16 protein-coding genes are annotated in these 24,807 nt (G+C 71.4%); 9 read left to right on the top strand and 7 right to left on the bottom strand.

All coding sequences use genetic code 11. The features are described from left to right. Window positions 1-5: 5 nt before the first annotated feature. On the bottom strand, window positions 6-1,973 hold the full coding sequence (locus FHS34_RS18480) for an ATP-binding protein (protein WP_221509113.1): 1,968 nt from the start codon (window positions 1,971-1,973) through the stop codon (window positions 6-8). 156 nt (window positions 1,974-2,129) lie between these two features. Between FHS34_RS18480 and FHS34_RS41970 the strand changes: the two genes are divergently transcribed. Genes FHS34_RS41970 through FHS34_RS18500 form a run of 3 tightly spaced genes read left to right on the top strand, consistent with a single transcriptional unit; the run spans window position 2,130 to window position 7,084 of the window. Then, window positions 2,130-3,851 (top strand): NlpC/P60 family protein, encoded by a 1,722-nt coding sequence (locus tag FHS34_RS41970; RefSeq protein WP_221509114.1) that lies wholly within the window; start codon window positions 2,130-2,132, stop codon window positions 3,849-3,851. 6 nt (window positions 3,852-3,857) lie between these two features. Continuing rightward, the gene (locus FHS34_RS18495; RefSeq protein ID WP_184966663.1) at window positions 3,858-5,624 is read left to right on the top strand and encodes a dynamin family protein; all 1,767 of its coding nucleotides are present in this window, start codon (window positions 3,858-3,860) and stop codon (window positions 5,622-5,624) included. Next, the gene (locus FHS34_RS18500; protein ID WP_184966671.1) at window positions 5,621-7,084 is read left to right on the top strand and encodes a dynamin family protein; all 1,464 of its coding nucleotides are present in this window, start codon (window positions 5,621-5,623) and stop codon (window positions 7,082-7,084) included. The genes FHS34_RS18495 and FHS34_RS18500 overlap by 4 nt, the downstream gene beginning before the upstream one ends. Window positions 7,085-7,151: 67 nt before the next feature. Here FHS34_RS18500 and FHS34_RS18505 read toward each other — a convergent pair whose 3' ends face one another. Further along, complete coding sequence (locus tag FHS34_RS18505; RefSeq protein WP_184966673.1) at window positions 7,152-8,546, bottom strand: Hsp70 family protein; 1,395 nt, start codon at window positions 8,544-8,546, stop codon at window positions 7,152-7,154. Window positions 8,547-8,851: 305 nt separating this feature from the next. Here FHS34_RS18505 and FHS34_RS18510 point away from each other — a divergent pair, with 305 nt between their 5' ends. The 6 genes from FHS34_RS18510 (at window position 8,852) to FHS34_RS18535 (ending at window position 19,536) form a co-directional block, all read left to right on the top strand. Beyond that, a complete protein-coding gene (locus FHS34_RS18510; RefSeq protein WP_184966675.1) occupies window positions 8,852-11,125 on the top strand; it encodes a PKD domain-containing protein in 2,274 nt (757 codons plus the stop codon). A gap of 117 nt (window positions 11,126-11,242) precedes the next feature. Further along, entirely contained in the window at window positions 11,243-12,223 is a 981-nt protein-coding gene (locus tag FHS34_RS18515) for an AAA family ATPase (RefSeq protein ID WP_221509115.1), read from the top strand. A 7-nt stretch (window positions 12,224-12,230) separates the two neighbouring features. Continuing rightward, on the top strand, window positions 12,231-13,376 hold the full coding sequence (locus FHS34_RS18520) for a DUF58 domain-containing protein (RefSeq protein ID WP_184966679.1): 1,146 nt from the start codon (window positions 12,231-12,233) through the stop codon (window positions 13,374-13,376). After that, the gene (locus tag FHS34_RS18525) at window positions 13,352-15,643 is read left to right on the top strand and encodes a transglutaminase TgpA family protein (RefSeq protein WP_184966681.1); all 2,292 of its coding nucleotides are present in this window, start codon (window positions 13,352-13,354) and stop codon (window positions 15,641-15,643) included. Before FHS34_RS18520 ends, FHS34_RS18525 begins: the two co-directional genes overlap by 25 nt. A 3-nt stretch (window positions 15,644-15,646) precedes the next feature. After that, complete coding sequence (locus tag FHS34_RS18530) at window positions 15,647-18,115, top strand: InlB B-repeat-containing protein (protein WP_184966683.1); 2,469 nt, start codon at window positions 15,647-15,649, stop codon at window positions 18,113-18,115. Window positions 18,116-18,228: 113 nt separating this feature from the next. Next, complete coding sequence (locus tag FHS34_RS18535; protein ID WP_184966685.1) at window positions 18,229-19,536, top strand: COG1470 family protein; 1,308 nt, start codon at window positions 18,229-18,231, stop codon at window positions 19,534-19,536. Window positions 19,537-20,013: 477 nt separating this feature from the next. On the opposite strand, the gene FHS34_RS18540 is transcribed toward FHS34_RS18535, so the two are convergent. Genes FHS34_RS18540 through FHS34_RS18560 form a run of 5 tightly spaced genes read right to left on the bottom strand, consistent with a single transcriptional unit; the run spans window position 20,014 to window position 24,576 of the window. Beyond that, entirely contained in the window at window positions 20,014-21,867 is a 1,854-nt protein-coding gene (locus FHS34_RS18540; RefSeq protein WP_184966687.1) for an ABC transporter ATP-binding protein, read from the bottom strand. After that, window positions 21,864-22,301: a lasso peptide biosynthesis B2 protein gene (locus FHS34_RS18545; protein ID WP_184966688.1), complete on the bottom strand. Its 438-nt coding sequence runs from the start codon at window positions 22,299-22,301 to the stop codon at window positions 21,864-21,866. The genes FHS34_RS18540 and FHS34_RS18545 overlap by 4 nt, the downstream gene beginning before the upstream one ends. Then, window positions 22,298-22,552: a lasso peptide biosynthesis PqqD family chaperone gene (locus tag FHS34_RS18550; RefSeq protein WP_184966690.1), complete on the bottom strand. Its 255-nt coding sequence runs from the start codon at window positions 22,550-22,552 to the stop codon at window positions 22,298-22,300. The genes FHS34_RS18545 and FHS34_RS18550 overlap by 4 nt, the downstream gene beginning before the upstream one ends. A 36-nt stretch (window positions 22,553-22,588) precedes the next feature. Next, window positions 22,589-24,439 carry a lasso peptide isopeptide bond-forming cyclase gene (locus FHS34_RS18555; protein ID WP_184966692.1) on the bottom strand — a complete coding sequence of 617 codons (1,851 nt, stop codon included), beginning with the start codon at window positions 24,437-24,439 and terminating at the stop codon, window positions 22,589-22,591. 26 nt (window positions 24,440-24,465) lie between these two features. Beyond that, window positions 24,466-24,576 carry a keywimysin-related RiPP gene (locus FHS34_RS18560; protein ID WP_184966700.1) on the bottom strand — a complete coding sequence of 37 codons (111 nt, stop codon included), beginning with the start codon at window positions 24,574-24,576 and terminating at the stop codon, window positions 24,466-24,468. Window positions 24,577-24,807 lie beyond the last annotated feature (231 nt).

The following is a 24,807-nucleotide window of genomic DNA, read 5'->3' on the forward strand; positions in this document are numbered from 1 at the left end:
TCCCCTCAGTCTTGCTCGGTGTCCAGCAGGTCCATGTACGGGCCGAACTCCGCCTCCGTGCACAGCCGTCCGATCTTCTGAAACTCCCTGTGCAGTGCGAGGACCACATGTTCCATGGTGATCGTGCCGCTGTCCCGGGCGGCCCGGAACGCGGCCCCGAGCGCGGCGTTGCGGATGATGCCGCCCGTAACACGGAACTGCCGGGCCAGGAAGTCCAGATCCAGTTCCGACACCGGTGCGGGCGCCGGGAACGCCCGCTGCCAGATGCGGCGTCGGCCGCACTCGTCGGGGGCTTCGAACTCCACCCCGACAGAGACGCGGCGCAAAAACGCGTCGTCGATGTTGCGCTGCAGGTTGGTCGCCAGGACGACGATGCCGTCGTACGACTCAAGGCGTTGCAGCAGGTACGCCACCTGGATATTGGCATAGCGGTCGTGCGAGTCGCTGACCTCGGAGCGCTTGCCGAACAGCGCGTCGGCCTCGTCGAAGAACAGCACCAGGTCGCCCGCGGCGGCGGCCCCGAAGATCCGCTCCAGGTTCTTCTCGGTCTCCCCGATGTACTTGCTGACCACCGAGGACAAGCTGACCTTGTACAGGTCGAGTTGGAGCTCGCCCGCGATGATCTCGGCGGCAAGTGTCTTGCCGGTCCCCGACGGTCCGGAGAACAGGGCGACGACACCGGCCGAGGGCAGTGGGGAGAAACCCCACTGCTGGTAGACCAGGGACCGTCGCTGATGGCGGGTCACGATCTCCCGCAGCCCGCGCGTCTGGTCGGCGGGCAGCACCAGGTCGTCCCAGTCGCGCTGCGGGCTCACCCGGACCGCGAGCCGGTCGAGATGACCGCCCGCGAGGCGCCGGATTCCCGCGGACAGGCCTGCGACCTGGCCTCCGGCGGCGGCGGCGACCAGGCCGAGCTGGTCACGGGTCAGTCGTATGCCTGCCTCCGGGCCGGTGCCGAACGCGGCTGCCCAGTCGGCGGCGTCGGCGGCCGCGGGGCCGACCGTCAGCTCGGTGAAGGCCCGGCGCGGCAGCACCTCCAGCGGCAGCTCCGCGCCCGAGCCGAGCACCCAGGTCAGATGGTCCGCACGGTCGATCCGGTCGCAGGTCTCCCGGTCCGGCGGCCCGGTCAGCTCCAGCACCACCGCCAGTTCACCGATGGTGGCCTCACGTACGAGTGCCTCCCAGGCCGCGGCGCCACCCGGTACGGCGCTCGTCAACAGGCCCTGACCCGACCGGTGTTCGGTCACCGCGCGCAGTCGACTGGCTGTGTCCGTGCCCGACACGAGGAGCAGTTCCGGGACGGCGGTGCCGGGGGCGGTGCCCTCCGTGCGACGGGTGCCGGGCGGGAGGCCGGGGTCGGGAGTGTCGTCGCCGGTCAGGGCCCAGAGCACTCGGTCCGCCGGGGCGAGCATCCGGGTGGCCCACGGCCCTTCGGTGCCGACCGCGACGAGCGCTGCAGTGAGCAGCCGGGAGCCGTGCGCCGCGGCGTGCGCCGAGCCGAACATACGCGTCACCGTCGACAGGGTCAGCCTCGGCAGATGCACGTCGTCCTGGATGTAGCACACCAGCTTCATCCGGGCCGGGGACAGGTCCACCGCGCAGACCACGGCGAGGAGTTCGGCCTGGGAGAGTGTCAGCCGGGAGCGGCGTACCAGCATGGTGAAGGGGTCGCCGCCAGTCGAGGCATCCTTCCCGGCACCGTCGAGCGAGGCGGCGAACATCTCTCTGGCCGCGGCCAGTCCGGGCTCCAGGTGGTCGCGTACGCCGCGCACCGCCGAGCGGTCCGGGCCGTCGAGGCCGGGGAGCGTACGCAGCACTCGGTCGAGATCCTCGCTCGCGACGTAGAGTCCGGCGAAGTCGTGGGGCGGTACGCCCTCGCCCAGACGGCAGATCAGTGCCTCGCGCTGCAGCAGTGTGTCCGCCAGCATCTGCCAGGGCGCCACGGCCTCGGACGCGTGCGCCGTGTGTCCCACTCCCTCAGATCCGCTCGCCGGAACCACCCCTGAGTCCGTTTCCAGCCCGACCCGCGCGGCCGTCATCGTAGCGCCGGTCCGTCGTCCGATATCACGAGAGAACATCAAATCGCGGACTCCACGGTGGAGTGTCCGGCACAGCCGTACTCTTGCGACATGCCTCGCTTCTCCGCCGAGCAGATCTACGCCTTCGCCCGCCAGGCAGGCTTCTCCCCGGACCAGGCGACCACCATGACCGCTGTCGCCCTCGCGGAGTCGGGCGGTGACAGCCGGGCGTACAACCCGGTCGGGGAGGACAGCAGGGGGCTGTGGCAGATCAACGCGCGCGCCCACCCGGATCTGGCCGAGCGGTTCGACCTGAACGACCCGGTCGACAACGCCAGGGCGGCCTTCCAGATCTCCCGGCACGGCAGCGACTTCTCGCCGTGGACGACGACGCACCATGGCTCGTCCGCCCGTTATCTGCGGTTCCAGGAGGAGGCCCAGGCAGCCGCGGTCGCCCACGGCGACGGAGCCGGGCTCGGTGTGTGGAGCGGTACTTCCGGCTACGGTGATCCCCGCAGCGCCGGGTCCGACGACGGGCAGCAGGCGATGCCTCCGGCTCCCGCGACCACGCAGCCCTCGGTGACCCCGGCCGTGGACCACGGCACGACGACCGGCGCCGGGGCCGACACCGCGCCGGGGCAACCCCGGTCCTCCGAGCGCCTCGGAGCCGAGTACGGCATCCCCCTGGAGGGCGGCACACCGCGGGCCGGCGGGGAGTACGGACTGCCCGCGGCGACACCGGGTGACCCCGCCTCCGGGCCAGCAGCGCCCGCACAGCCGCAAGCGCCCCCGGCGGAACCGCCCGCAGCCGCGCCCGACAGCGGCACGGTGCCGGCGGCGGCGCACGCGGACGGCAGCCAGGTGGACCGCTTCGTCCAGGCGGCGCTGGCCCAGAACGGGGACCAGTACGTCTACGGCGCCGAGACACGGCCGAGCGATCCGAACCCGAGCGCCTTCGACTGCTCCGAGCTCGTGGAGTGGGCGGCACAGCAGGCCGGACTGCACATCACGGACGGCGCGCTGGCGCAGTACCGGCAACTCCACCAGGCGGGCACCGAGATGTCGGTCGAGGACGCCATCCACACCCGCGGAGCGCTGCTCTTCAACTTCTCCAGCGACCCGGTGACCGGAGCGCCGTCCGGTCAGCATGTGGCGATCAGCCTCGGCGACGGACGGACCATCGAAGCCGCCAACTCCCGTGACGGAGTGGGTATTTTCGAGGCCAGTACCAGACGCTTCAACTACGCCGCCATGATCCCGGGCACCCAGGGCGGCGCCGCGCCCGCTGCACACCCGCCCGAGCACGCGACCGCCGTGGCGACACAGGAGGAGCACCCGGCGGCGGAGCCCGCCCCGCCCGCGCAGACAGCCGAGCCCGCTCACTCGGCGGCCCCCGCCGAGCCGACCGGGTCCGCCCCCGCGGCCTCGTCCGACGCGCAGCCGGACGGCCAGGCCTTCAGCGCCGGGCCCGCCGCCACCGAGCACGCCGCCACGGAGCCCCCTGCCACCGAGCCCGACGACTTCGACCGCCGTCTCGCCGCCGATCCCTTCGACCTGGACCAGGACACCCTCCCGGCCAGCCTGGAGTTCACCGGCCCGACGACGCCCCCGGACCTCCCGGCGCACACGGCGGTGGACCCGTACCCGACGGCCCCGCCGGACGCGTCGTTCACCGGCCACCCGGAGGCCGACGGATCCGACGGGGCCCACGGGACCGACGACATGGGCGGCTTCGACGCACCCCACGCGACCGTCGCCCATGTCGACCTCGGCGTCGACCACCACGGTGCCGACCCGGACCTCGGCCACGACATCGCGTACGGAGGGCACTGATCGCAGGTGGTGACAACCGATCAGCTGGCGCGCCGGCTGCTGGCCGAGGCCATCGGCGAGGCACGACGCAACGGCAGACCCGACCTGGCGGCCCGGCTCACCGCCGAGGCGCGGGACCTGACGTCAGGGCCTTTCCAGGTGCTGGTCGCGGGAGAGTTCAAGAAGGGCAAGAGCAGCCTTGTCAACGGGCTGATCGGGGTCCCGGTCTGCGGCACCGACCCGACCGGGTTCACCAGGGTGCCGGTCCTCGTCGGCCATGCGGCCACCGCCCACGCCGAGGTGGTCACGTCGGGCGACACCCCCGAGACCGTGTCGGTCGACCCCCGCGAGGTGGCGGGCTGCTCCACCTCGGGCGTCGACGGCGGCGGGCGCAAGCTGGCGGCCATCGAGGTCGGGCTGCCGCGGACCCTGCTGTCGACCGGGCTGACCCTCGTGGACAGCCCCGGCATCGGCGGGGGTTTCGCCTCGGCGCAGGCATCCGCCGCGATCCGGGCCGTGTCGCTGGCCGACGCCGTGCTCATGGTCAGCGACGCGAGCCAGGAGTTCACCGCGGCCGAGATCGACTTCCTCAGGCATGTGATCGAGACCTGCCCCAACACCCTCTGTGTACTGACGAAGACCGATCTGTACCTGGACTGGCGGCGCATCCTGGAGATCAACCGCAGACACCTCGCGACCGCCGGGCTGAGCGTGGAGATCGTGCCCGTCTCGGCCAGGCTGCGGGAGCTCGCACTCGACTCCGGGGACGCCGAGCTCAACGCGGAATCCGGTTTCCCCGTGCTGGTGGAGAGACTGCGCTCCCGGCTGGCGGGCAACAGGGCTACGGCGACCGGGCGGGCTGTCGCTGCCGTGGCCGACAGCATCGGGCAGATCGAGCACACACTGTCGGCGGGGCAGCGCGAGCAGGACCGCGGACAGGCCGAGCGGACCCGGCAGCGCGCCGAGCGGCTGGCCGCCCCTTCGGCCCGCTGGATGAACCTGGTCAACGACCGGTTCGCCGACGTCAACGCCCGTACCCGCAACGAGCTGCAGGACCGGATGCTCCGCTTGGAACAGGACGCGGTCGCCCGGGTCAACGCGCTCGACCCGCTGCGGGAGTGGGACGAGTTCGTGCCCTGGCTGTACCAGCGGACGAACGAGGAACTGACCGACTGCCACAACCGCGCCCTCGCAGCCATCGAGGACGTGGCCGCGGAAGTCGCCAAGGCCTTCGCGGACGAATCCGGTGAGATCCTGCCCGCCTCGCGCCAGGGACTGGCGGGCGCCAGCGCCAGCGTCCAGCTCGGCAGCCTCACGACCAAGGCGGCCGGCCGTGTCGAAGTGGGCATGCAGGCCGCCCGGGGCTGGTCGCTCAGCAGCTCCGTGATCACCACCTTGCTGATCACGACCCTGCATCCGGCGTTGTGGGTGCTGCTGCCCATCACCGCCACCTTCGGAACGGTGTTCGCGGTGAAGTCCGTACGCGACCAGAAAACGGCGCGGATGGAACAGTCCCGGCGCGAGGGTGCTTCCGCAGTGATCAACTACCTCCGGCAGCAACACAGTTTCGCCGTGAACGCGGCCGCCGACCGGATTCGCACCTGCCAGAGCCGCCTGCGCGACTACTACCTGGACCGCGCCACCGAACTGCGCGAGACCGCCGAACGCAGCTACCGGGCGGCCACCTCCGCCACTGTGGCCACGCCTGCCGACCTGGGCCGCGTACGGGCACTGCTCGACTCCGCGAACGCGGCGGCGACCCAGGCCGGATTCCCGAGAAAGCGGCACCCATGAACCTCAGCACCGCGGTCCGCGAACTGCTCGGCGAAGCACGGCAGGTGTACCGGGGCAGACCCGGCGGGGCGGCGGTCGAGGCGGTGACCGCGCATCTGGCGGAACCCCTGAAGGTGGCGATCGCCGGACGGGTCAAGGCCGGCAAGTCGACCTTGCTCAACGCCCTGGTGGGGGAGCGGGTCGCGGCGACCGACGCGGGAGAGTGCACCCGGATCGTCACCTGGTACAGCTACGGTGACCGACCCGCGGCCTGGGCCGATCCGAGCACGGGCGCGTCGATCCCGCTCAGGCCGACGGAGCCCGTCACGCTGCCGCCGGGTATCCGGATCGAGGAACTGGACCGGCTGCGCATGCAGTTGCCCGCACCCTGGCTGAGGTCCATGACCCTGATCGACACCCCCGGGACCGGATCGCTGACACTGACGGCGGGCGCCCGCACCGAGCGGTTCTTCGCCCGGCCCGACGACGGCGGTACGGTGGACGCCGTCCTCTATCTCATGCGTCAACTGCACTCGTCCGATGTCGACTTCCTTCGTATGACGGCCGAGGCCGGGGCCAACGGCGGCAGTCTCGTCACGGCGATGGGCATCCTGTCCAGGGCGGACGAGATGGGCGGCGGTGCCGACGACGCGCTCGCCCACGCCGACCGCGTCGCGGCCGACTACCGTGACAACGGCCGCGTACGCTCCCTGGTACACACCGTCGTCCCGCTGGCGGGACTGCTCGCCGAAGCATCGGGGACGATGGAGCCGCGCGAGTTCACCGGGCTGACCACGCTGGCAGCCGCGGGGGCCCCGGCCACCGCACCGCTGCTGGTCTCGACCTCACGCTTCCTCGACCCCGCCCGACGGGCCGTGCTCTCCGGCGCCGACCGGGAGGCACTGCTGCGCAGACTCGGCCTGTACGGCATCCGCCTCAGCCTGCGGCTGCTGGCGGACAACCCCCGCCTCACCCGGCAGGACCTGTGCCTGGCACTCGCCGAGCACAGCGGGCTGACCCGGCTGCGCACCCTGCTGTCGTCCCAGTTCGCCGAACGCCGCGATGTACTCAAGGCGGAGTCCGCGCTGCGCGCCGTTGACGCGGTGACCGCGGCCGATCCCGTACCGGAGGCGGCCGCACTGCGCCGGAGCATGGAACGGATCCGGGTGAACGCCCATGAGTTCACCGAGATCCGGATGCTGACGGATCTGCGCACCGCCCGGGTCCCCGCCAAGGCCGACCAACTCGCCAGAATGGAAAGGTTGTTGGGCGGAGAGGGCGGCGCCGCCAGCACGCGCCTGAACCTCCCGGCCGCCGCTACCGGGGACGCGGTCCGTGCGGCGATCGGCGCCGAGCACGCCTACTGGGCGCGGCTGGCCCGCCATCCCCTCACCAGGCCGGACCTCGCCCGCGCGGCCACGGTCGCGGTCCGCAGCTGCGAGGTGCTGGCCGCCAGGAACGAGGCGGAGTCGGGCCGCTGACCCGGGCCACTCACGGGCGGGACCCGGGCTGCGCACGGGTGGCTGAGCCGGGCCACCCACGGGTGGCCTATGCCGCCCGGCCTCGGAAGGCGAACAGTGCGATCAGTACCAGCACAGTCAGCACCAGCAGCACCACGGCGAGAACCCCCAGACCGCCGCGCCCGGTGCCGCCGCCCTCCCCGGTCCGTACCGTGACGGACTCCCGGGGGTCGGGCGGGGTGTGGCGCGTGATGCTGGAGACGGGGACATTCACCCGGGTGTCCGTGGCCGTCGTCAGGCCGGTGCGCTCCAGATCGGTGATGACGGTGAGCTCCGGACCCTGCTCGGGTGTTCCCTGGGGTCGGGGTGCGCGGACCACGGGGATGACGGCCTTCGGCTCGCTGACCGTCTGCCGGGGCGCCGCGGCGATCGCCGCACCGAGGCTCACCACGTGCTTGGAGTGCGCGTCGGTCCTGACGGACACGCCCAGTTCGCTCTCCAGCAGCCGGGACACCAGCGGGATACGGCTCGACCCGCCGACCAGCAGCACCGCGTCGAGCTGGTCCGGCCGAACTCCCGCCCGGTCGAGCACATCGGTGAACATCCCTATGGTGTCCATGATCATCGGCCTGATGAGCGCCTCGAAGCCGCTGCGGGTGATCTCCACGTCCCGGGACACTCCCGGCAGCCGGACGTGTACCACCGCTTCCTGGAGGGTGGACAGCACCTCCTTGGCCGCGATCACATCGGCCTGCAGGCGCAGCAGGTCGGCCTCGGCCTCGGGTTCGTCCGGGTCGAAGCGGCCGGCGGCTCCCGCGATCTCCTGGACGTGCTCCATCAGCAGATCGTCGAAGTGGATGCCGCCCACGCGGTCGTCACCGGCGGGTTCCCCCTCGATCTCCACGCCGGTCCGGCTCTTGCGGACCAGGGTGGCGTCGAAGGTTCCGCCGCCGAGGTCGTAGATGCCGATCAGGGCGCCGGGACGCACCGGCACGATGCGCTGCTGGGACACGTAGAAGGTACCGGCGGCGATGGGCTCGGGCAGCAGGCCGACGTCGCTGAGCCCCGCGACGGAGGCCGCGTCGATCAGTGCCTGGCGCCGGTGCTCTTCCCACTCGGCGGGGTGGGTGAGCACCACATGGCCGGGCCGGGCGCCCTCCAGCTCGGAGACGGTGTCCAGCACCCAGCGCAGCAGATGGCCGGTCAGTTCGTGCGGGGGATAGCCGGTCTCGCCCATGAGCATCGGATAGTCCTCGCCCATATACGGCTTGAAGCGCTGGGCCATGCGCTGGGGATCGGTGGCGCCCTTGAACCGCGCGGTGTTCCCGACCAGAAGGGTGCCGTCGCCGGCCCGGTACAGCACCGAGGGCACGAGGTCGGAGCCGTGCGAATGCTGGCCGAGCGGCACGGTCTCGGCACGGCCGCCGCGCCACAGTGCGGCGCCGGTGAAGGTGGTGCCGAGATCAACTCCCAGAGGAAACATTCCGACCCTTCACTGAGCTTTGTGAAAATGGCCAATATGAACCGCCAAGCGGCCTGAAGTGGCATCATATGGGCCCTGAGTACGGGGGATGGCCGGACTCCGGAGGTCCGCGTCGGCGGCCCGGGGCTCTGACCACGTCCGACTCCCCGCCGCAGGGGGCAACCGCGACGGGACAGCCGGGCTCGGGGCATTGGGGGACGTCTCTCATGGCACAAGTGCGAGGGAAGAAGCGCCCGTTCGCCTTCAGGGCCGTGGGCCGAGGAGAGCGGCCGCGCAGGCCTCCGCTCCCCCCGCTCGTACGGCGGATGACGCGACTCGTGGCCTGGACGCTCGCCGCGGTCCTGGCCGTGACCGGCCTCGCGCTCGCCGGCAGCGGCAACTCGGCCGAGAAACCGCGTCTGCTCTCCGGAGCGGCCTGGCTGCCCTCCGCGCGTGCGGGCCAACTCGCGCTGCTGGACGGCTCGACGGCCGAGGTCGCGGCGCAGGTGAAGGTGTCCTCCGGCGGCCGCGGTCTGGAAGTCGTCCAACAGGGCGCGCACGCCTACGCGGTCGACACCGAAGAGGGCGCGTTACGCCGCGTCGACGGTGCCACCTTCGCGGTCACCCCCGCCCTCGCGTCCGGCACACCGGGAGCCAGACCGATCCCCGACGCCCGCGAAGGGTTACGGGCGTTCGCGAGCCCCGACCACCTCTACGCCGTCGACGTCGAACACGGCGTGTTCACCGAGGCCGACGCCCACACCCTCGCCCGGCGAGGCGCCCTCCAGCCGCTCGCCGCGGACGCGGACGCCCAGTCGACCGTGCTGGACGACACGGGCACCCTCTGGGCCCTCGACGCCCGGACCGGCGATCTGGACATCATCGGGGCAGGACGGCACACCACCCGCCGCCACGCGAGCACCCCGGGCCCCGGCCGGCTGGTCCTCGCCGGCGGCTCACCCGTACTGGTCGACCTCACCCGCAGAACCGCCTCGCTCCTTCGGCCGGGCAGCGGCGAAGCCGCCTCCGCCGTCCCCCTGGAGCTCCGCGAAGGGGACGAGGTCACCGTCAGCGGCTCGCCCGGCAGCCCACGGGTCTACGTGATCAGCCGCGGCGTACTCACCATCTGCGAGTTTCGTTCAACGAGCTGCGGCTCGTCGGTCCAACTCGGCGACTCCGGGCAGGGGTTCGGTCAGGCCGTGGAGACCGGCGGACGGCTCTTCGTCCCCAACTACCGCACTGGCAAGGTCTGGATCGTGGACCTGGCCGGCACCCGTGTCGTCGCACAGCCGAGGGTCATCACCCCGACGACCCGGTTCCAGCTTCTCACCCGTGACGGCGTCGTCTTCTTCAACGACCCCGTCAGCGAACGAGCCGGGGTCGTCCGTCTCGACGGCGAGGTCGTCAAGGTCGCCAAGTACGACCCCGCCCGCCCGGACAAGGGTGTCGTACGTCCCGACGTCCCCCAGGACGACAAGCAGAACCGGAACAACAAGGACGACAGGGACGGCGAGGCCAAGCCCGAACCCTCCGCCACCCCGCTGCCGCCGGACCCCCTCCCCGGCCCGAGCCAGGACGTCGTACCGCCGCCGCCCACGGGCAACCCGCCGCCCCCACCCACCACGACCGCTCCCACCCGACTCCCGCCCCCCAACGGGGGCGACGGGGCGAGTGATCCCCCAACGCCCTCGGACAGCCCCAGCCCTTCATCGACACCGCGTGCGATCACGATCGCGGCGACCACGACGGCCCCGACGGCCGGTGAGGGCGTGGGGCTGGAGGTCCGGGCCACGGACGGGGGCACCGCGCCCCGGGCCGCCGCCTGGGACTTCGGTGACACCTTGACCGGCAGCGGGCTGTCCGTCACCCATGCGTGGAACGAGAGCCGCACCGCCCAGGTCTCGGTCACCGCCACCTTCGACGACGACCGGACGGCCACCACCTCGATCCCGATCGCCGTGTCGGCGCGGACCGTCACGCTGACGGTCAGCAACACGGGGGCGGGCACGGTGACCGGCCAGGGCATCGACTGCGGTGTCGATTGCCAGGAGACCCTTCCGGCCGGGACCACGGTGACCCTCACCGCGGCCGGAGGCACTGCGGCCGACTTCCGTGGCTGGCTGGGATGCGCACAACCGAACGGTGACGTTTGCACCGTGACGGTCGATCAGAACATCACGATCAGCAGCTCCTTCGCCGATGTCGTCTCATCGGGGCAGACGGTGGTGGAGGGGAGCTACACGGTCGACCTCGACAACGGGCGCGTGGGCGCCGGCTCCTGGGACATCTGGTGGTACCAGGCGTCCTTCACCCAGGGGCTGGAGGAGTCCGCGCAGATGACCCCCGGCAGGGGCTCCAGCACGGGGTCCACGATCGTCAATCTGGGTGTCACCGACTTCCAGAGCATCGGCCCCGAGCAGTTGCCGGGCCTCGCCTACTCGACAGAGGCGATTCCCGGCGGCCCGGACGTCCCCAACCAGCTGGTCGACGGAGACGTCTTCGCGGTGAGGACGAAGACAGGGAACTACTCCAAGGTCCTCGTCGTCGGCCGCGGGCGATGGGACATCACAATCAGGTGGATAACCTACAAGAGCGGCTGAAAACCCGGCAGTCCACTGAATAATGAGATAGCCGACGGGCAGCCGCGAACGGCTCCTCGGCACGACCGGTCATCACTTCTTGCGCAGTCCGTGAAGGACAAGGGGGGACCTATGTCAATGCCCGCTGATCCAGGGGCCATCGACGCGTCCTGGGTACAACGCCGGGTCGACGACCTGATCCGGAACATCGAGCAGGTCGTCCACGGCAACGCGCAGGTCGTGCGCAATGCCGTCGTCTGTCTGCTGGCCGAGGGCCATCTGCTCATCGAAGGTGTGCCCGGCGTCGCGAAGACGACGCTGGCCAAGGCGATCGCGCACTCCATCAGCGGCCAGTTGCGCCGGATCCAGTTCACTCCGGACCTGCTGCCCTCGGACGTGGTCGGCGTGAACATCTTCGACAGCGGCAAGCAGAAGTTCGACTTCCACGCCGGACCGGTGTTCGCCAACATCGTGCTCGGGGACGAGATCAACCGCGCCTCGCCCAAGACCCAGTCGGCACTGCTGGAGGCCATGGGCGAACGGCAGGTCACCGTGGACGGCGAGACCTACGAGCTCAACTCGCCGCACTTCGTGATCGCCACCCAGAACCCGTACGACCACCAGGGCACCTACACCCTGCCCGAGGCCCAACTGGACCGCTTCATGATGCAGTTGCACCTCGGCTACCCCAGTCCCGAGCAAGAGGCCAGGGTCATCGGCGATGCCATCGCACGGCGGCTGCCCGAGCAGCTCACCGCGGTCACCAATGTCAGCGAGCTCACGAAGATGATCCAGGTGGCCCGCGCCACACACGTCGCCGACGCGGTCCGCTCGTACATCGTCACGGTCGTCGGAGGCACCCGCGCCCTCAAGGAGAAGGTGCGGCTCGGCGCAAGTCCCCGGGCCAGCAACGCCCTTGCCGTGGCCAGTCAGGCCAGGGCCGCGGTGGACGGCCGCTCGTACGTCACCGCCGATGACGTCAAGGCGATGGCGCACCCGGTGCTGTGCCACCGGATCATCCTCACCCCGGAGGCCTCGATCAAGGGTGTGACGACGTCCTCGGTCGTGGACGAGATCCTCGCCTCGGTTCCCGTGCCGCACGCTTCCGCGGGTCTGTGAGGCGAGGATGCTGACGCGATCGGGGCTCGTGGTCGCGCTCGCGGCCGCCATCCTGCTGTCGACGGGCGCGCTGCTGGACTACCCGGAACTGACGCTGCTCGGGTTCGCATGCCTGATCGCGATCCTCGCGGCCGCACTGTGGATGCTCGCGAAGCCGGATCTGCTGGTGCACCGGCAGATCCGGCCGGGCCGGGTGACCGAGGGCGAGGAGGCGGTGGGGGTCATCACCGTCACCAACGAGATGTCGCGGCGCTGTCCGCCGATCACGGCCGCCGAATGGGTGGCCGGACGCAGCGTGGGTGTGCCGCTCCCGAGCCTCGCCCCGCGGGCCGGCCACTCCATGACGTACGCCCTGCCCACATCCCGGCGCGGGGTCTACAAGGTGGGCCCGCTGACCATCGGGCACACCGATCCGCTGAGGCTCATGGCGGTCACCAAGCAGTACGCCACCGAGTCGACGCTGTACGTGCATCCGCAGACCGACCTCGTCCACCCCGTGCCCACCGGCCAGAGCCGTGACCAGGACGGCCCCACCTCCAGCCTCGCCCCGCAGGGCGGTATCGCCTTCCACAGCCTGCGGGACTATGTCTCCGGCGACGACTGGCGGCTGATCCACTGGAAGTCCAGTGCCCGGACGGGACAGTTGATGGTCCGTCACAACGTCGTCCCCAACGAACCCCGGCTGATGATCCTGCTGGACACCAGCGAAAGCCCGTACACGGAGAAGTCCTTCGAGGACGCCGTGAGCGCCGCCGCCTCGCTCTGCGTGGCGGCGGTCCGGGCCGGGTTCCCGCTCGAACTGCGCACCACAGGTGGCGGGATGACCGCCGCCGACCAGACCGGCGAGGGCCTCACCCCCACCCTCGATCTGCTGGCCGGTGTCGAGCGCGACCGCCAGGACCCGGGTCTGGCCGCGCTGCCCTCGATGGTGCCCGAGCAGGGCGCCGTATCGCTCGGTGTCGTCACAGGACAGCCCGAGCCCGCGATGCTCACCGCGCTGCCACAGGTGCGCTCCCGGTTCATGATGATCAGTCTGGTGCAGTTCGCCGACACCTACGCGGCGCCCCCGAGCGCGCTGCACGGCGTGGTGTCGATGAACGTCCGCAGCCGCGAGGAGTTCGCCGCCACGTGGAACGATCTGGTACGACGATGAAGTCCCCCTCCAGGACCGGCGAGCCGGTCGGCGTCCTGCACTACGCGGAACTCGCCCTGGCGACCCTCTCGGTTGCGACCACGGCGCTGGTCTACGGCGAACTGTTCGCCACCAAGGGCCACTTGGTTCCGCTCCTGGCCGCCACCGCGGGCGCCGCGGTGCTGGCCACCGTCACCGCCCTGCTGCGCCGGCGTACGCCCACGACCGTGGCCGTCGCGGTGGTCGGCTTCGTCGTCGTGGCGGTGTACGCGGTACTGACCCCCACGCTCCGGCACGGGATTCCCACCCTCGACACCCTCGACACCCTGCGTACCGGCGTACTGCGCGGCTGGGCCCGGATACTGAGCGTGGGCCTGCCCGCCGATGTCAGTGGAGAGCTGCTGATCACACCGGCTCTGATCCTGTTCACCGCGGCGTTCGTGGCGGTGAGCGTGTCCCTGCGCACCCGCAGCCTGCTCGGCCCGCTGGCCGCTCCGGTCCTCTCGCTCGTCGCCGCGCTGCTGCTGACCGCCTCACGCGCCGGCGACGAACTGATGCTGACCGGCGTCCTGTTGCCGGTCCTGCTGCTGCTCGTGCTCATCCGGGCGGTACGCCTGGACCAGACCGACATCGTGACCGGGACCGACGGCGACAGCGCGGCGCGCGGTACAGCGGGACGCACCCTGTTCGGACTGCCCGTGGTGGTGATTGTCACCGTGGTGGGTGTCGTGCTGTCCCAGGCCGTGCCCCTGGCCACCGGGTCGAACCGGTTCGACCCGCGGGACGTGGTGTCCGTACCCGTCGAAGTGGAGGACACGCTCACGCCGTTGGCCACTCTGAAGAGCCAGCTCCAGGAGAAGAAGCCTCGCGAGCTGTTCACCGTCCGGGTGGACGGCAACCCCCTGGGCGGACGGCTCGACCGGGTGCGCACCGCCGCACTGGACACGTACGACGGCGCCCTGTGGACCTCCAGCGACCAGTTCCTCGTCGCCGGGCACACCCTGGCGCCCGACCCCGGGCTGACCCCCACCGCACGGGTCGCATTGCACGTGGAGATCAAACAGCTCGACCACCCCTATCTGCCCGCGGTCGGCCGGCCGGAACGGGTCACCGCCCATGGCATCGGCTTCAGCGACGACTCCGGCGTGCTCGCCGCGGACGCGCGAACGCGGCCCGGCCTCTCCTACGACGTCGTCGGCGCGGTACGACCACGCGACAGCGCGGCCAGGCTGGCGCTGCCCCGGCTGACGCCCGACACCAAGCGGTACACCACCGTGCCCCCCGAGCTGCCCGCCGAACTGAGCCGGGCCGCGGTCGAGATCACCGGTGGCGCCGACGAGCCGTACGCCAAACTCGTCGCACTGGAGAAGAGACTGCGCTCGTCCCCGTACAGCCTGTCCGCCCGGCCGGGGCACTCCCTGGACGCACTGCGCCGACTGTTCGACGACAAGCAGCACAAGACGGCGGTCGGTTACGCGGAGCAGTACGCTGCCGCGTTCGTGGTCCTCGCCCGGTCCCAGGGCTTCCCCGCCCGCGTGGCCACCGGCTACGTACTGCGCCCCGGCGAGCGCAAGGGCAGCACGTACACCGTGCGTTCCACCGACGCCTACGCCTGGGCCGAGGTCGCCATGACCGGCTACGGCTGGATGGCCTTCGACCCGACCGACCCGACCCGCAAGCCGACCGACAAGTCCGATCCGAAGAAGCCCGACCGCGCCGGCGGCCAGAACCCCGCCGCCTCGGATAACAGGGCGACCGACCAGGGGACCATCCCGAACATCCCCGTCGCAGGCGGCGGCCGGTCGGCGATGGACTGGGCGCTCATCGTCCTCGGCATCCTTCTCGCCCTCGTGATCGTGGTTCCCACACTGATCGCCCTGGAGAAATGGCGCAGACGACGCGGCAGGCGTACGGGCCCGCCGTCGCGGCAGATCGTCGGCGCGTGGCGCACCAGCACGGACCGGCTCATGGAGACCGGTATGCCGGTACCGCGGTCACTGACCGCCCTGGAAGTGGCGGGCCGCGCGGAACACAGGCTCGGCGAGACCGCCGCACCCGTCGCCGTCCTCGCACCACTGGTCACCGAGGCGGTGTTCAGCCCGGCCGAGCCCGCACTCGAGGCGGTCGCCCAGGCCTGGCAGGCGGACGCCGCGCTGCGTTCCGCGCTGCGCCGCGACCGGGGTGCGGCGGCCACCGTCGTGGCGTGGTTCGACCCGCGCCCGCTCATCGCCGGAAGCCGTCAGGACCGGCGGTCCCGCAAAGCTCTGAAGAAGCTCCAAGGGGGATAGGCCATGGCCAGGGCACGGCTCACAAGGGCACAGCTGGGGGAGGCGGCCCGGTGGCTGCTGCGCGGCCGGCGTGCATCCCTGATCGCCTGGACACTGGCCGGGGCCCTCGCCCTGGGCGTCGTGGTCATCGCGGGCGCCGAGGAGGGCTACACCGCCAAGCGGCCACGGCTGCTCTCCGGCGCGGCATGGCTGCCGTCCACGAAGGCGGGCCAGCTCGCCCTGCTGGACGGCGCGACGGCCGAGGTCGCCGCGCAGGTGAAGGTCTCCTCGGGCGGCGGCGACCTGGATGTCGTCCAGCAGGACTCACACGCCTACGTGGTCAACACCTCGCGGGGCTTCGTACGGCGCGTCAACGGCGCCACGCTGGCGGTCACCCCCGCCCTCGCCGGCGGCGACCCGGGCGCCAGGCCCCTCCCCGACGCGGGCAAGGGACTGCGCGTGTTCGCCGGCCCCGGTGTGCTGTACGCCGTGGACACCGAGCACGGCGTCCTGGTCCAGACCGACCCGGTGACCCTGGCCCGCCGTGGCGATCTGCAGCCTCTGGCGGCCGACGCGGCCCCGGAGTCCACGGTGCTCGACGACCATGGCGCGCTGTGGGCCCTGGACGACCGGACAGGGGACCTGAACATCCTCAGGGCCGGGCACCGGGTGACCCGGCGAGGCGTGAAGGCTCCCGGTCCGGGCCGGCTGGTGGTGGCGGGCGGTGCGCCGGTGCTGGTCGACACGGCGGCGCGTACCGCGTCGCTGCTGGACCGGGACTCCGGTGAGCCGGCCTCGGCCGTACCGCTGGAACTGCGCGACGGGGACGAGGTGGCGATCAGCGGCTCGCCGCATTCCGCACGCCTGTATGTGGTGTCCCGGGGCGTGCTGACGATCTGCGAACTGAAGTCCACGAACTGCGGCCGCGCGATCAGCCTCGGCCGCTCCGGTGACGGTTTCGGTGCGGCGGTGGAGAACGGCGGGCGGCTGTTCGTGCCCAATTACGTCACCGGCCGGGTGTGGATCGTCGACCTCGCCACCTCGAAGGTGGTGGCCCAGCCGGAGGTACTCGACCCGCCGACCCGGTTTCAGCTGCTCACCCGTGACGGTGTGGTGTTCTTCAACGATCCCGCCAGCGAGCGGGCCGGCATCATCCGGTTGGACGGCGACGTCCTCAAAGTGCCCAAGTACGACCCCGGCAACCCCGACAAGGGCCTCACCGAGCGACCCGACGACGAAGGCGGCCTGTCGCCCGAACACCCCACCGAGCGGCCGGACGACCCAGAGTCGAGCCCGGCCCCGACACCGTCCTCGGACGTGAGCGTGCCCCCCGACAGCTCACCGCCGCCGGACTCCGGCGGGACACCCCCGTCGCAACCGTCCACCGGGGGCCCCAAGCCCTTGCCGTCGACCGGTCCGTCGGGCCCGTCGACCCCACCGCCGCCGACGACCTCACCGCCGCCGTCAACCTCACCGCCGCCGGGCCCGCCGACCGTGTCCATCTCCCTGTCCCAAACGACCGCGACAACAGACGAACCGGTGACGCTGCGGGCCACCGCGCCGACCGGCAAACCGTCCCCGACCGGGGCCACGTGGACATTCGGTGACGGCAAAACCGGCTCCGGAGTGCTCACCAGCCATGCGTGGACGACCCCGGACACCTTCCAGATCAATGTCACCGCGACGTTCCCCGGTGGCCGGACGGCGGTGGCCGCCGCCTCGGTCCAGATCACGGAACGTCCGGTGCTGACCGTACAGACACCCCTCGGCGGCAAGGTCACCGGCGGAGGCATCGACTGCGCACCGACGTGCACCAAGGCCGCCGATCCGGGGGAGACGATCACGCTCACCGCTCAGCCGTCCACCGGATTCCGGGTGCGCGGCTGGGGCGGCGCCTGCTCAGGTACGGCGGCCACCTGCGTGGTGACCATGGACGCCGGCAAGACCGTGTCGGTCCAGTTCGCGAGGGACTCGCTGGCGCTGATCCCGCTCGCGCCCGCGGCTGCCTGGCGAACGGGCGTGGGCCCCATCCCCTGGAGCGGCACCTCCGCCGTCAACGGCGGCCCGGACGCCAACCCCGACGGCTTCGCGCTGCTGCGTCCGGCCGGCAGCCTGCTGCTCGAGGACAGGACCGACCCCGAGTACCTGGAAACCCATCCGCAGTGGGTCAACAACGGCTGGATCGAGGGCGACTTCACCCTGCCCGCGCCGGTGGTCCCGGGCGATCGGTTCCGCACCACGCTCGGCTTCATGGCGGTCGCCAACCCGCCGTCGGCGGGCGAGGCCGACTTCGTCGTGCTGGCGGTGTTCCCCAACGGCTCCGTGCTGGAGCTCAGCCGCACACACGACCGCGGTGACGACGGCGTCATGCACCCACTGGACGTCGATCTGAGCCAAGCCGTCGGCGCGACCAAGATCCGCTTGCGGGCCGAGGCGGGCGCGAAGGCGGACCAGGACTGGTGTTCCTGGGTGAACCCGAGGATCGAGGGCTAGGAGTGTCCGGGTGGGATCGGGCCGGATCCCTGAGCCCGGCGTGATCCCACCGGACGACGCCCACTGAGGCGAGCCGGCCTCATGGCCGACACACAGGAGGAGACACCATCCCGATGACCAGCACGCTGACGGTGGCCGTGGCGCCGGCGGAGATCACGGTGCGGCCGGGGGAGTCCGTCGACGTCTCCGTGACCGTCGTGAACACCGGCACCCTGGTCAGCCATTACGAGACGACCGTCGTGGGACTGCCCGACGCCGAGCACGTCCAGGCCGAGCCGCCGCAGGTGGAGCTCAACCCCAAGCAGACCGGCACCGTCTCCGTGCGGATCTCGGTGCCGGCCCAGGGGGAGCCGTTCGCGGGGCGGCATGTGCTGGGGATTCTGGTGCGCGCGATCGGTGACCAGCCCGCTTCCCGATGCGAGGAACTGGCACTGACCGTGCCGCCCGTCCCCGCGCTGAGCGCCGCAGTGCGCCCCGAGGTCGCCGAGGGCGGGCCGTCCGCCCGCTTCACGGTGGACGTCCGCAACACGGGGAACACGGCCCTGCCGGTGACGCTGAGCGCGAGCAACCCGGAGAACAAGGTCACCTTCACCTGCACCCCGCGGACCGTCACTGTGGCCCCCGGAGCCGCTGTCTCCGTGGACATGGCCGTGGAGGCCGCGGCGCCCTGGTCCGGTGCCCAGGTGCGCCGCACGCTCAAGATCACCGCCGCCGCAGGCCAGGCCAGGGCAGAACAGCAGGCCACCTTCGTACAGAGCCCCAGAATCAGAGGCGGACTGCTCAAGGCCGCCGGACTGGCCACCGGCGTGCTGATCATGGCCGCCTCCGTGCTCGGCGCCGCGCTCCTGGTCCGGGGCGGCAGACCGGCGGCCCAGCCCATCCGCACGCCCTCGCCCCCGGCGTCCGGACCGTCGACTCCGTCGACGCCCCCGAACAAGGCCACGATCATCGACTTCGGTAAGGAACGCGGCGACCAGCTCGTCCCCGCCGACCGCTACACCAAGCAGGGCATCACCCTCTCCACGGTCCTCGAGCGGGCCCCCGAACAGTGTGCCGACGCCTCCGCGTTGGCTCTGCGGACGGTCACCGGTCTCGGCACCTTCCTCACCAGCGCGCGCCCCACCGGCGTCGACCTCTGCAACACCATCCCCGTCCAGGTCGACCTCGCCGCGCCCGCCGACACGGTGCGTCTCACCTTCGCGGGCAAGGGCGCCCAGTACACCCTGGGCGCCCAGCTCTCGGACGGAAGCAAGGCCGCCGCCGACGGCACGTCCCAGGCCGGTACCGCCACCCAGCTCACCTACCAGGCGCCGCCGGGTCTGTCCGTCGTGTCGTTCACCTTCGGCCACGCGGATCCCAGCCCCACGTCCAAGGACCCCACGGTCATCAAGCAGATCGCCTTCACTCCCGCGAAGTTCTGAGCCGCTCGGTGTTGTGCTGCTTCCGGTTGTTCGTGGTCCACGGGGTGATGCGGGCGCCGTCGTCGGTCGCCATGTTGTAGGCATCCAGCGGTAACTGGCCAGCACCCAAACGCCACACATGCCGAGACGGCTGCCCAAACAAAGGCCTGGTGGGCGGCGTCACAGCGGCCTGGTCCTCGCGGAAGTAGCAGGCGGGGCGCCTTCTCACCGCCCTTGACCTGCACAAAGCAGGCAGGGAGCCGTCTTCCAGGAGTCCAGAGTGCTGCGTACTCTGTTCAAGTCCAAGATCTAACGTTTGGGTGTTTTTGCAGGTCAGCGGCTTGTTAGCCCCGCTCGGGTCAGCAAACGGTCAGCACCGGACGCGGGAGCGTCCCAGCTTGCCGACCAGGTGGCCGCCATGACGGGGGAGCTGAGAAAGGCCGATGGCCCGTGCATGGGTCCGGATCTCGGCCGGCTGGGCCGCGAACGCGAAACGCTTCAACCGTCCGTCCGCCCTCGCTTGCCGGTCCCGGGCTTCCCGCCGGCCCGGAGCATCTGGCTCGCGGCCAGCTCGCGATAGAGGGCGCTACTGACCAGCAATTCCTCGTGGCGTCCGCCGGTGGCCGTGCGGCCGTCCTGGAGCACCACGATGTGGTCGGCGTGCTGCACGGTGGACAGGCGATGCGCGATGACCAGCAGGGCGCACTCTTGGGCGACGTCCTTCATGACGGAGGTGAGCGCCGATTCGTTGATCGCGTCGAGGTGGGAGGTGGGTTCGTCCAGCAGAAGCAGCGAAGGGCGGGCCAGCAGCGCGCGGGCGAGGGCGACGCGTTGCCGTTCACCGCCAGAGAGTTTGCTGCCGCGTTCACCGATGACAGCGGCCAGGCCCCCGGACAGCCGGTCGACGACCTCGTCGAGCCTGGCCAGTTCGACGACGCGCCGGATCTCCGCCTCCGTGGCGTCGGGCACCGCGTAGGTGATGTTGTCGCGCAAGGTGCCGTGCACGACATGGGTGTTCTGGTCGACCACGGCGATATCCCGGCGGCAGGCGCCACGGGTGAGTTCGGTTGCGGGCCGCCCATCGAAGAGCAAGGTGCCCGCATCCGGCTCGTAGAACCGCGCCACCAGGGCGAACACCGTGCTCTTTCCGGCGCCGGACCGGCCCACCAGGGCCACGTGCCGGCGCTTCGGGACAGTGAACGAAACACCGCGCAGGACCGGCCGCTGCGGGTCGTAGCCGAAGTGGACGTCGCGCAGGGCGAGGACGGGCTGCTCGCGGGAGCCGGACGGCCGGGTCGGCCGCAGTGTGGGTGCGCGGTCTTTCGGGATCTGGGGTGCGGTGGGCTCCACAGGAAGGCGGAGTACCTCGTCGATGCGCTGGTAGGCGCCCATCCCGCGTTGGACGAGGCCCACAGCGCGGAAGACGGAGGACAGCGGCAGCACGAGGTACGAGGCGTACAGCAGGAACGCGACGAGGTCACCCAGGGAGCCGGCATGACCGCCTACGCGCAGGCCGCCGACGACCAGGACGATGAGGAAGGAGCCTTGAACGGCGAGTTCGACGGCGGAGCTCATCACGGAGGCGAGCTTCGCCGTGCGCACCCCCGCGCCGTAGGCCGCCTCCACGCCGGCGCCGATGCCGGCCGCCTCACGCTCCTCAGCACCGTGCACGCGGACCATCGGCAGGGCGCCCAGGGCGCGTTCCATATCGGCGGCGACGGCACCGACCGAACCCTGCATGTGTTCGGACGCGTTCCTGATGCCCGTGAGCAGTGAGGCGACCACCACGGTCGCCGCTGCCACGGTCACGGCGACCAGAAACAGCAGCAGAAGGTCCAGCCACGCCATGAGGGCGATCGCCCCGGCGGCGACCAGGCTTCCCGTCACGAGATCGACCAGAGCCTGCGAGACGACCTCCCGCAGCAAGGTGGTGTCGGCCGTCACCCGGGAGATGAGGTCGCCGCCCCGGTGGCGGTCGTACTCCCTCATCTCCAGCCGCAGCAGCCGATCCACCAGCCCGAGCCGGAGTTGTCGTACGACGCCTTCGCCCATCCGTTCCAGAAGGAAGCGTCCTGCAGCCCCCGTCGCCGCCTCGGCGACGAAGAGGGTACCCAGGAGTGCCAGCAGCGGCCAGATGACCTGTCCGCGGCCGCTCGCGTCGACGACCTGCTTGGCGACGAGTGGCTGGACCAGTCCCAGGGTGGAGCCCACCAGGGTCAGTACGCTGGCGACGGCGATGGAGCTCCGATGCCCGGCGGTGAGCCGGTACATCGTGGCCACCGCAGCCCAGGTGGACTTGTCGGCTTCAGCGACCGCGGCCCGTCCGCCGTGCGGGACCGTCGCGCCGGTCATCGTTCAGTAGGCCGTGGCAGCGGGTCGACGGCCATCAGCCGGGCGAAGTAGCCCTGCGGGACTCCCTCGCCGACGGGACGGCCTTCAGCCTCGATCCAGGCGTGTGCGGTGAAGGGCGGGGTGACCCGTACGCCGGTGCACCAGGTCGGCCATGTTCCGCCGAGCCGGCACAGCAGTACCGCTCCCAGGGAGCGCGGCAGGCACCCCTTGGGGCCGGCGCAGCGCAGGCTGACGGCGCACATGGCGTCGCGCGCGTTCTGGGCCTGCTCGGTGGTCGAGGGAGCGGCGCCGCGCCGCAGAAAGCCGAGCACAGCGCGGATGCGGCGGGGCGGCAGCAGGGCGAAGGCAACGGCGGGGAGCAGGACGAGGCGGGCGGTGAGACGTCGGGCCAGGGGGACCCCGGTGGGGCGCTCGAGCGCGCTGGGCGTCGTCATGAGGCGAGCCCCGAGTCGCGCAGCTCCCGTACGAGCGTCTCGACGTCCTGCAGGGCCTGCGCCTGGTCGATGTCGAACTCCTGGACCAGGGCGGCGGCCGCGTCCGCCTCCTCACCGCCGTCCAGCAGCGTCCGTACCACGACGGTGGCCGTCGGGTTCAACTCCCAATAGGCACCGGCCTGTTCGTCCAGCAGCACCGTGCCGTAGTCGGTCTCGGCCGTGGAGACGTTGTCGCCGAACCGCAGGGGCATGTGAGGGCCTTTCTGACGTGCCTGACAGGGATGCGGTCAGGGTTGTGGGACGTGGGTGCGGCCGCGGGCGAGTCCGCGCAGCCACACCTCCGCGGCGATCGTGGAGTAGAGGATGGCGTCGGAGAGCCCCGGGGAGGCGGGCCGCCGGGCGAGGCGGCGCAGCTCCGCGCCGTCCACCAGGCCCAGCTCCGCCAGCCGTGAGTCCTCCCACAGGGCCAGCAGGTCGGCGCGGTGTTCACGCAGCCCGTTGGAGGCGTCCATGGAGGCCGTGGCCTTGTTGCTGCGCCGCAGGCACTCCTCGGGCACGATCCCGCGCATCGCGGCGCTCAGGACGGGCTTGTACCGCCAGGGCGTGACGCGCTCGCTCGGCCGTACGGCGAGACACGCCTCGATGACGCGGTCGTCGAGGAAGGGAGAGGCCATCGGCAGGCCGGCGCGGGCCGCCATCCGGTCCCACTGCCGGATGACGCGGGTGCACGAGCGGATCTGTTCCAGGTCGGTGTGGAGCCCACGGTCCGGATGGAGCGGAGAGGTCGTCGCCGCAGCATCGAGCAGCGCCCGGCGGGCCATCCGTTCGGCCTCGGGAGTCACCCAGTCGAACAGGCGTGGGGCCATCCCCCAGCCGAGCCCCGTCGCGACGGACGGGGACATCGGGCCGCGTAGGTCACCGGCGGCGTCGGCGAGCCAATTCCCGTACGGTCGGGAGTCGGCGAGAGCGCGGAGCGTGCCGCCGAGGGGCCATTGCCACAGCGCCCGGAATCCGCGCAACTGGCGCAGGGCGAACAGCGGGCGGGTACGCAGCAGTCGGTGGTAGTACGCCTCGGAGCACCATGCCACGTGGTCGCCGCCGATGCCGGTCAGGTGCAACCGGCTGCCGCGTGCGGCGAGGCCAGGCAGGTGGTGCAGGACCCGGGAGCGGTCCATGACGCCGATGGTGGGCTCGTCGAGCAGGTCGTCGATGTCGAGCAGGTCCTCGTAGACCAGCGGCGAGGCGTCGGCGTCCCAGACCAGGTGCTCGACGTCCGGGAGGTGCCCCATCGCCCGCTGGGCCCAGTGCAGATCGGTGTCCGCCGGATCACGTCCCGGCCACGTACTGGCCAGCACGCGGGCTGGGGAGCGGTCAGCCAGGAAGCAGACGGAGGTCGAGTCCAGGCCGCCCGACAGGTCGCAGCTCACCACGCCGCCTTGACGGGTACGCGCGTCGACGGCCTCCTGCAGTGCCCTCCGGATCAGGGGCGCCGCTTCGGTGAGCGGCTGGACCGGCTCCGGCGGCGTCCACCACTGAGTGTGCCGTGCGGTGCGCCCGTCCGCTGCGACGACCACGGCGGCTTGCGGAGGAACGGCGGTGACCGCACGCCACATTGATGTCTCGAACAGCGGATACGGGGCGGGCCACAGCAACCGTACGGCCAGTTCCTCCACGTCGGGGTCCAGGCCCAGGACGGTGGCCAGCGTGTCGGCGCGGGTCGCCGCCACTCGCACGCCGTCGATCTCCGCGTGGAAAACGAGTCGCAGCCCGGAGGCAGTGCCCTGGACCCTGATCTGTCCGTCGAGGGCGCCGATGAGGTGGAAACTGCCAGGGAGGGATCGGACCAGTGCGTCGAGCTGAGCGAGGTCACGCAACCGTGCGGCCCGGCGCCGCAGCTCGTCGGCGTCGATCGGGCAGCATCCGACGACGGCGAGGGAGGCGCCGCCGGCGCCGGCCGTGACGACCTCGTCGTCGTGCCAGTGGCCGACCAGCCACGGCCGGCCCGACGCATGCGCGAGGGTCCGGCTTCCGGGGCGGGTGAAGGAGCGGGCCGCGGCGGCCGCGTCCGCACGGTCCGTGAAGACCGCGAAGTGCGCGTCGCCGGGGCCCGTCCCCGCACTTTCGTGCAGTTCAGTCATGACGTCGGGTCAAGGACCGTCGGTCGTCAGTTCTTGCTCAGGATCAGCCGGTCGTTGCCGGAGCGCTGAAGGAGCCCCGTCTCCTTCCGGAACGAACCGAGCCGGACGAGCGTCGGTGCCTCATATGCCTTCTTCACGACTACTCCTCACTGCAGGCTTCGCGAACACATCCCTGACCGACGGCCCGGGGACTGGCCGATGTGCTGTCGGTCGGCCCAGGGCTCATCGGGAACCCGGGCCAGGAAGTGGCGCAGCAATAGCTAGCTGCAGAGCGTGAGATCACGGCAAGAGCCCTTGCGAAGCTCGGATAATATGCAAAATTCGAATCCCCCTGGTTGCGCACCCGCTCCCGTTCCGGTTGTCGTCGG

Source organism: Streptomyces echinatus (genome assembly GCF_014203595.1).
Classification (GTDB): Bacteria; Actinomycetota; Actinomycetes; order Streptomycetales; family Streptomycetaceae; genus Streptomyces; species Streptomyces echinatus.

What these genes read in the sequence shown, in the direction of transcription:
- FHS34_RS41970 (WP_221509114.1), top strand. Translation starts at nt 2,130, where the DNA reads ATGCCTCGCTTCTCCGCCGAGCAGATCTACGCCTTCGCCCGCCAGGCA.
- FHS34_RS18500 (WP_184966671.1), top strand. Translation starts at nt 5,621, where the DNA reads ATGAACCTCAGCACCGCGGTCCGCGAACTGCTCGGCGAAGCACGGCAG.
- FHS34_RS18505 (WP_184966673.1), bottom strand. Translation starts at nt 8,546, where the DNA reads ATGTTTCCTCTGGGAGTTGATCTCGGCACCACCTTCACCGGCGCCGCA.
- FHS34_RS18510 (WP_184966675.1), top strand. Translation starts at nt 8,852, where the DNA reads ATGACGCGACTCGTGGCCTGGACGCTCGCCGCGGTCCTGGCCGTGACC.
- FHS34_RS18515 (WP_221509115.1), top strand. Translation starts at nt 11,243, where the DNA reads ATGCCCGCTGATCCAGGGGCCATCGACGCGTCCTGGGTACAACGCCGG.
- FHS34_RS18520 (WP_184966679.1), top strand. Translation starts at nt 12,231, where the DNA reads ATGCTGACGCGATCGGGGCTCGTGGTCGCGCTCGCGGCCGCCATCCTG.
- FHS34_RS18530 (WP_184966683.1), top strand. Translation starts at nt 15,647, where the DNA reads ATGGCCAGGGCACGGCTCACAAGGGCACAGCTGGGGGAGGCGGCCCGG.
- FHS34_RS18535 (WP_184966685.1), top strand. Translation starts at nt 18,229, where the DNA reads ATGACCAGCACGCTGACGGTGGCCGTGGCGCCGGCGGAGATCACGGTG.
- FHS34_RS18540 (WP_184966687.1), bottom strand. Translation starts at nt 21,867, where the DNA reads ATGACCGGCGCGACGGTCCCGCACGGCGGACGGGCCGCGGTCGCTGAA.
- FHS34_RS18545 (WP_184966688.1), bottom strand. Translation starts at nt 22,301, where the DNA reads ATGACGACGCCCAGCGCGCTCGAGCGCCCCACCGGGGTCCCCCTGGCC.
- FHS34_RS18550 (WP_184966690.1), bottom strand. Translation starts at nt 22,552, where the DNA reads ATGCCCCTGCGGTTCGGCGACAACGTCTCCACGGCCGAGACCGACTAC.
- FHS34_RS18555 (WP_184966692.1), bottom strand. Translation starts at nt 24,439, where the DNA reads ATGACTGAACTGCACGAAAGTGCGGGGACGGGCCCCGGCGACGCGCAC.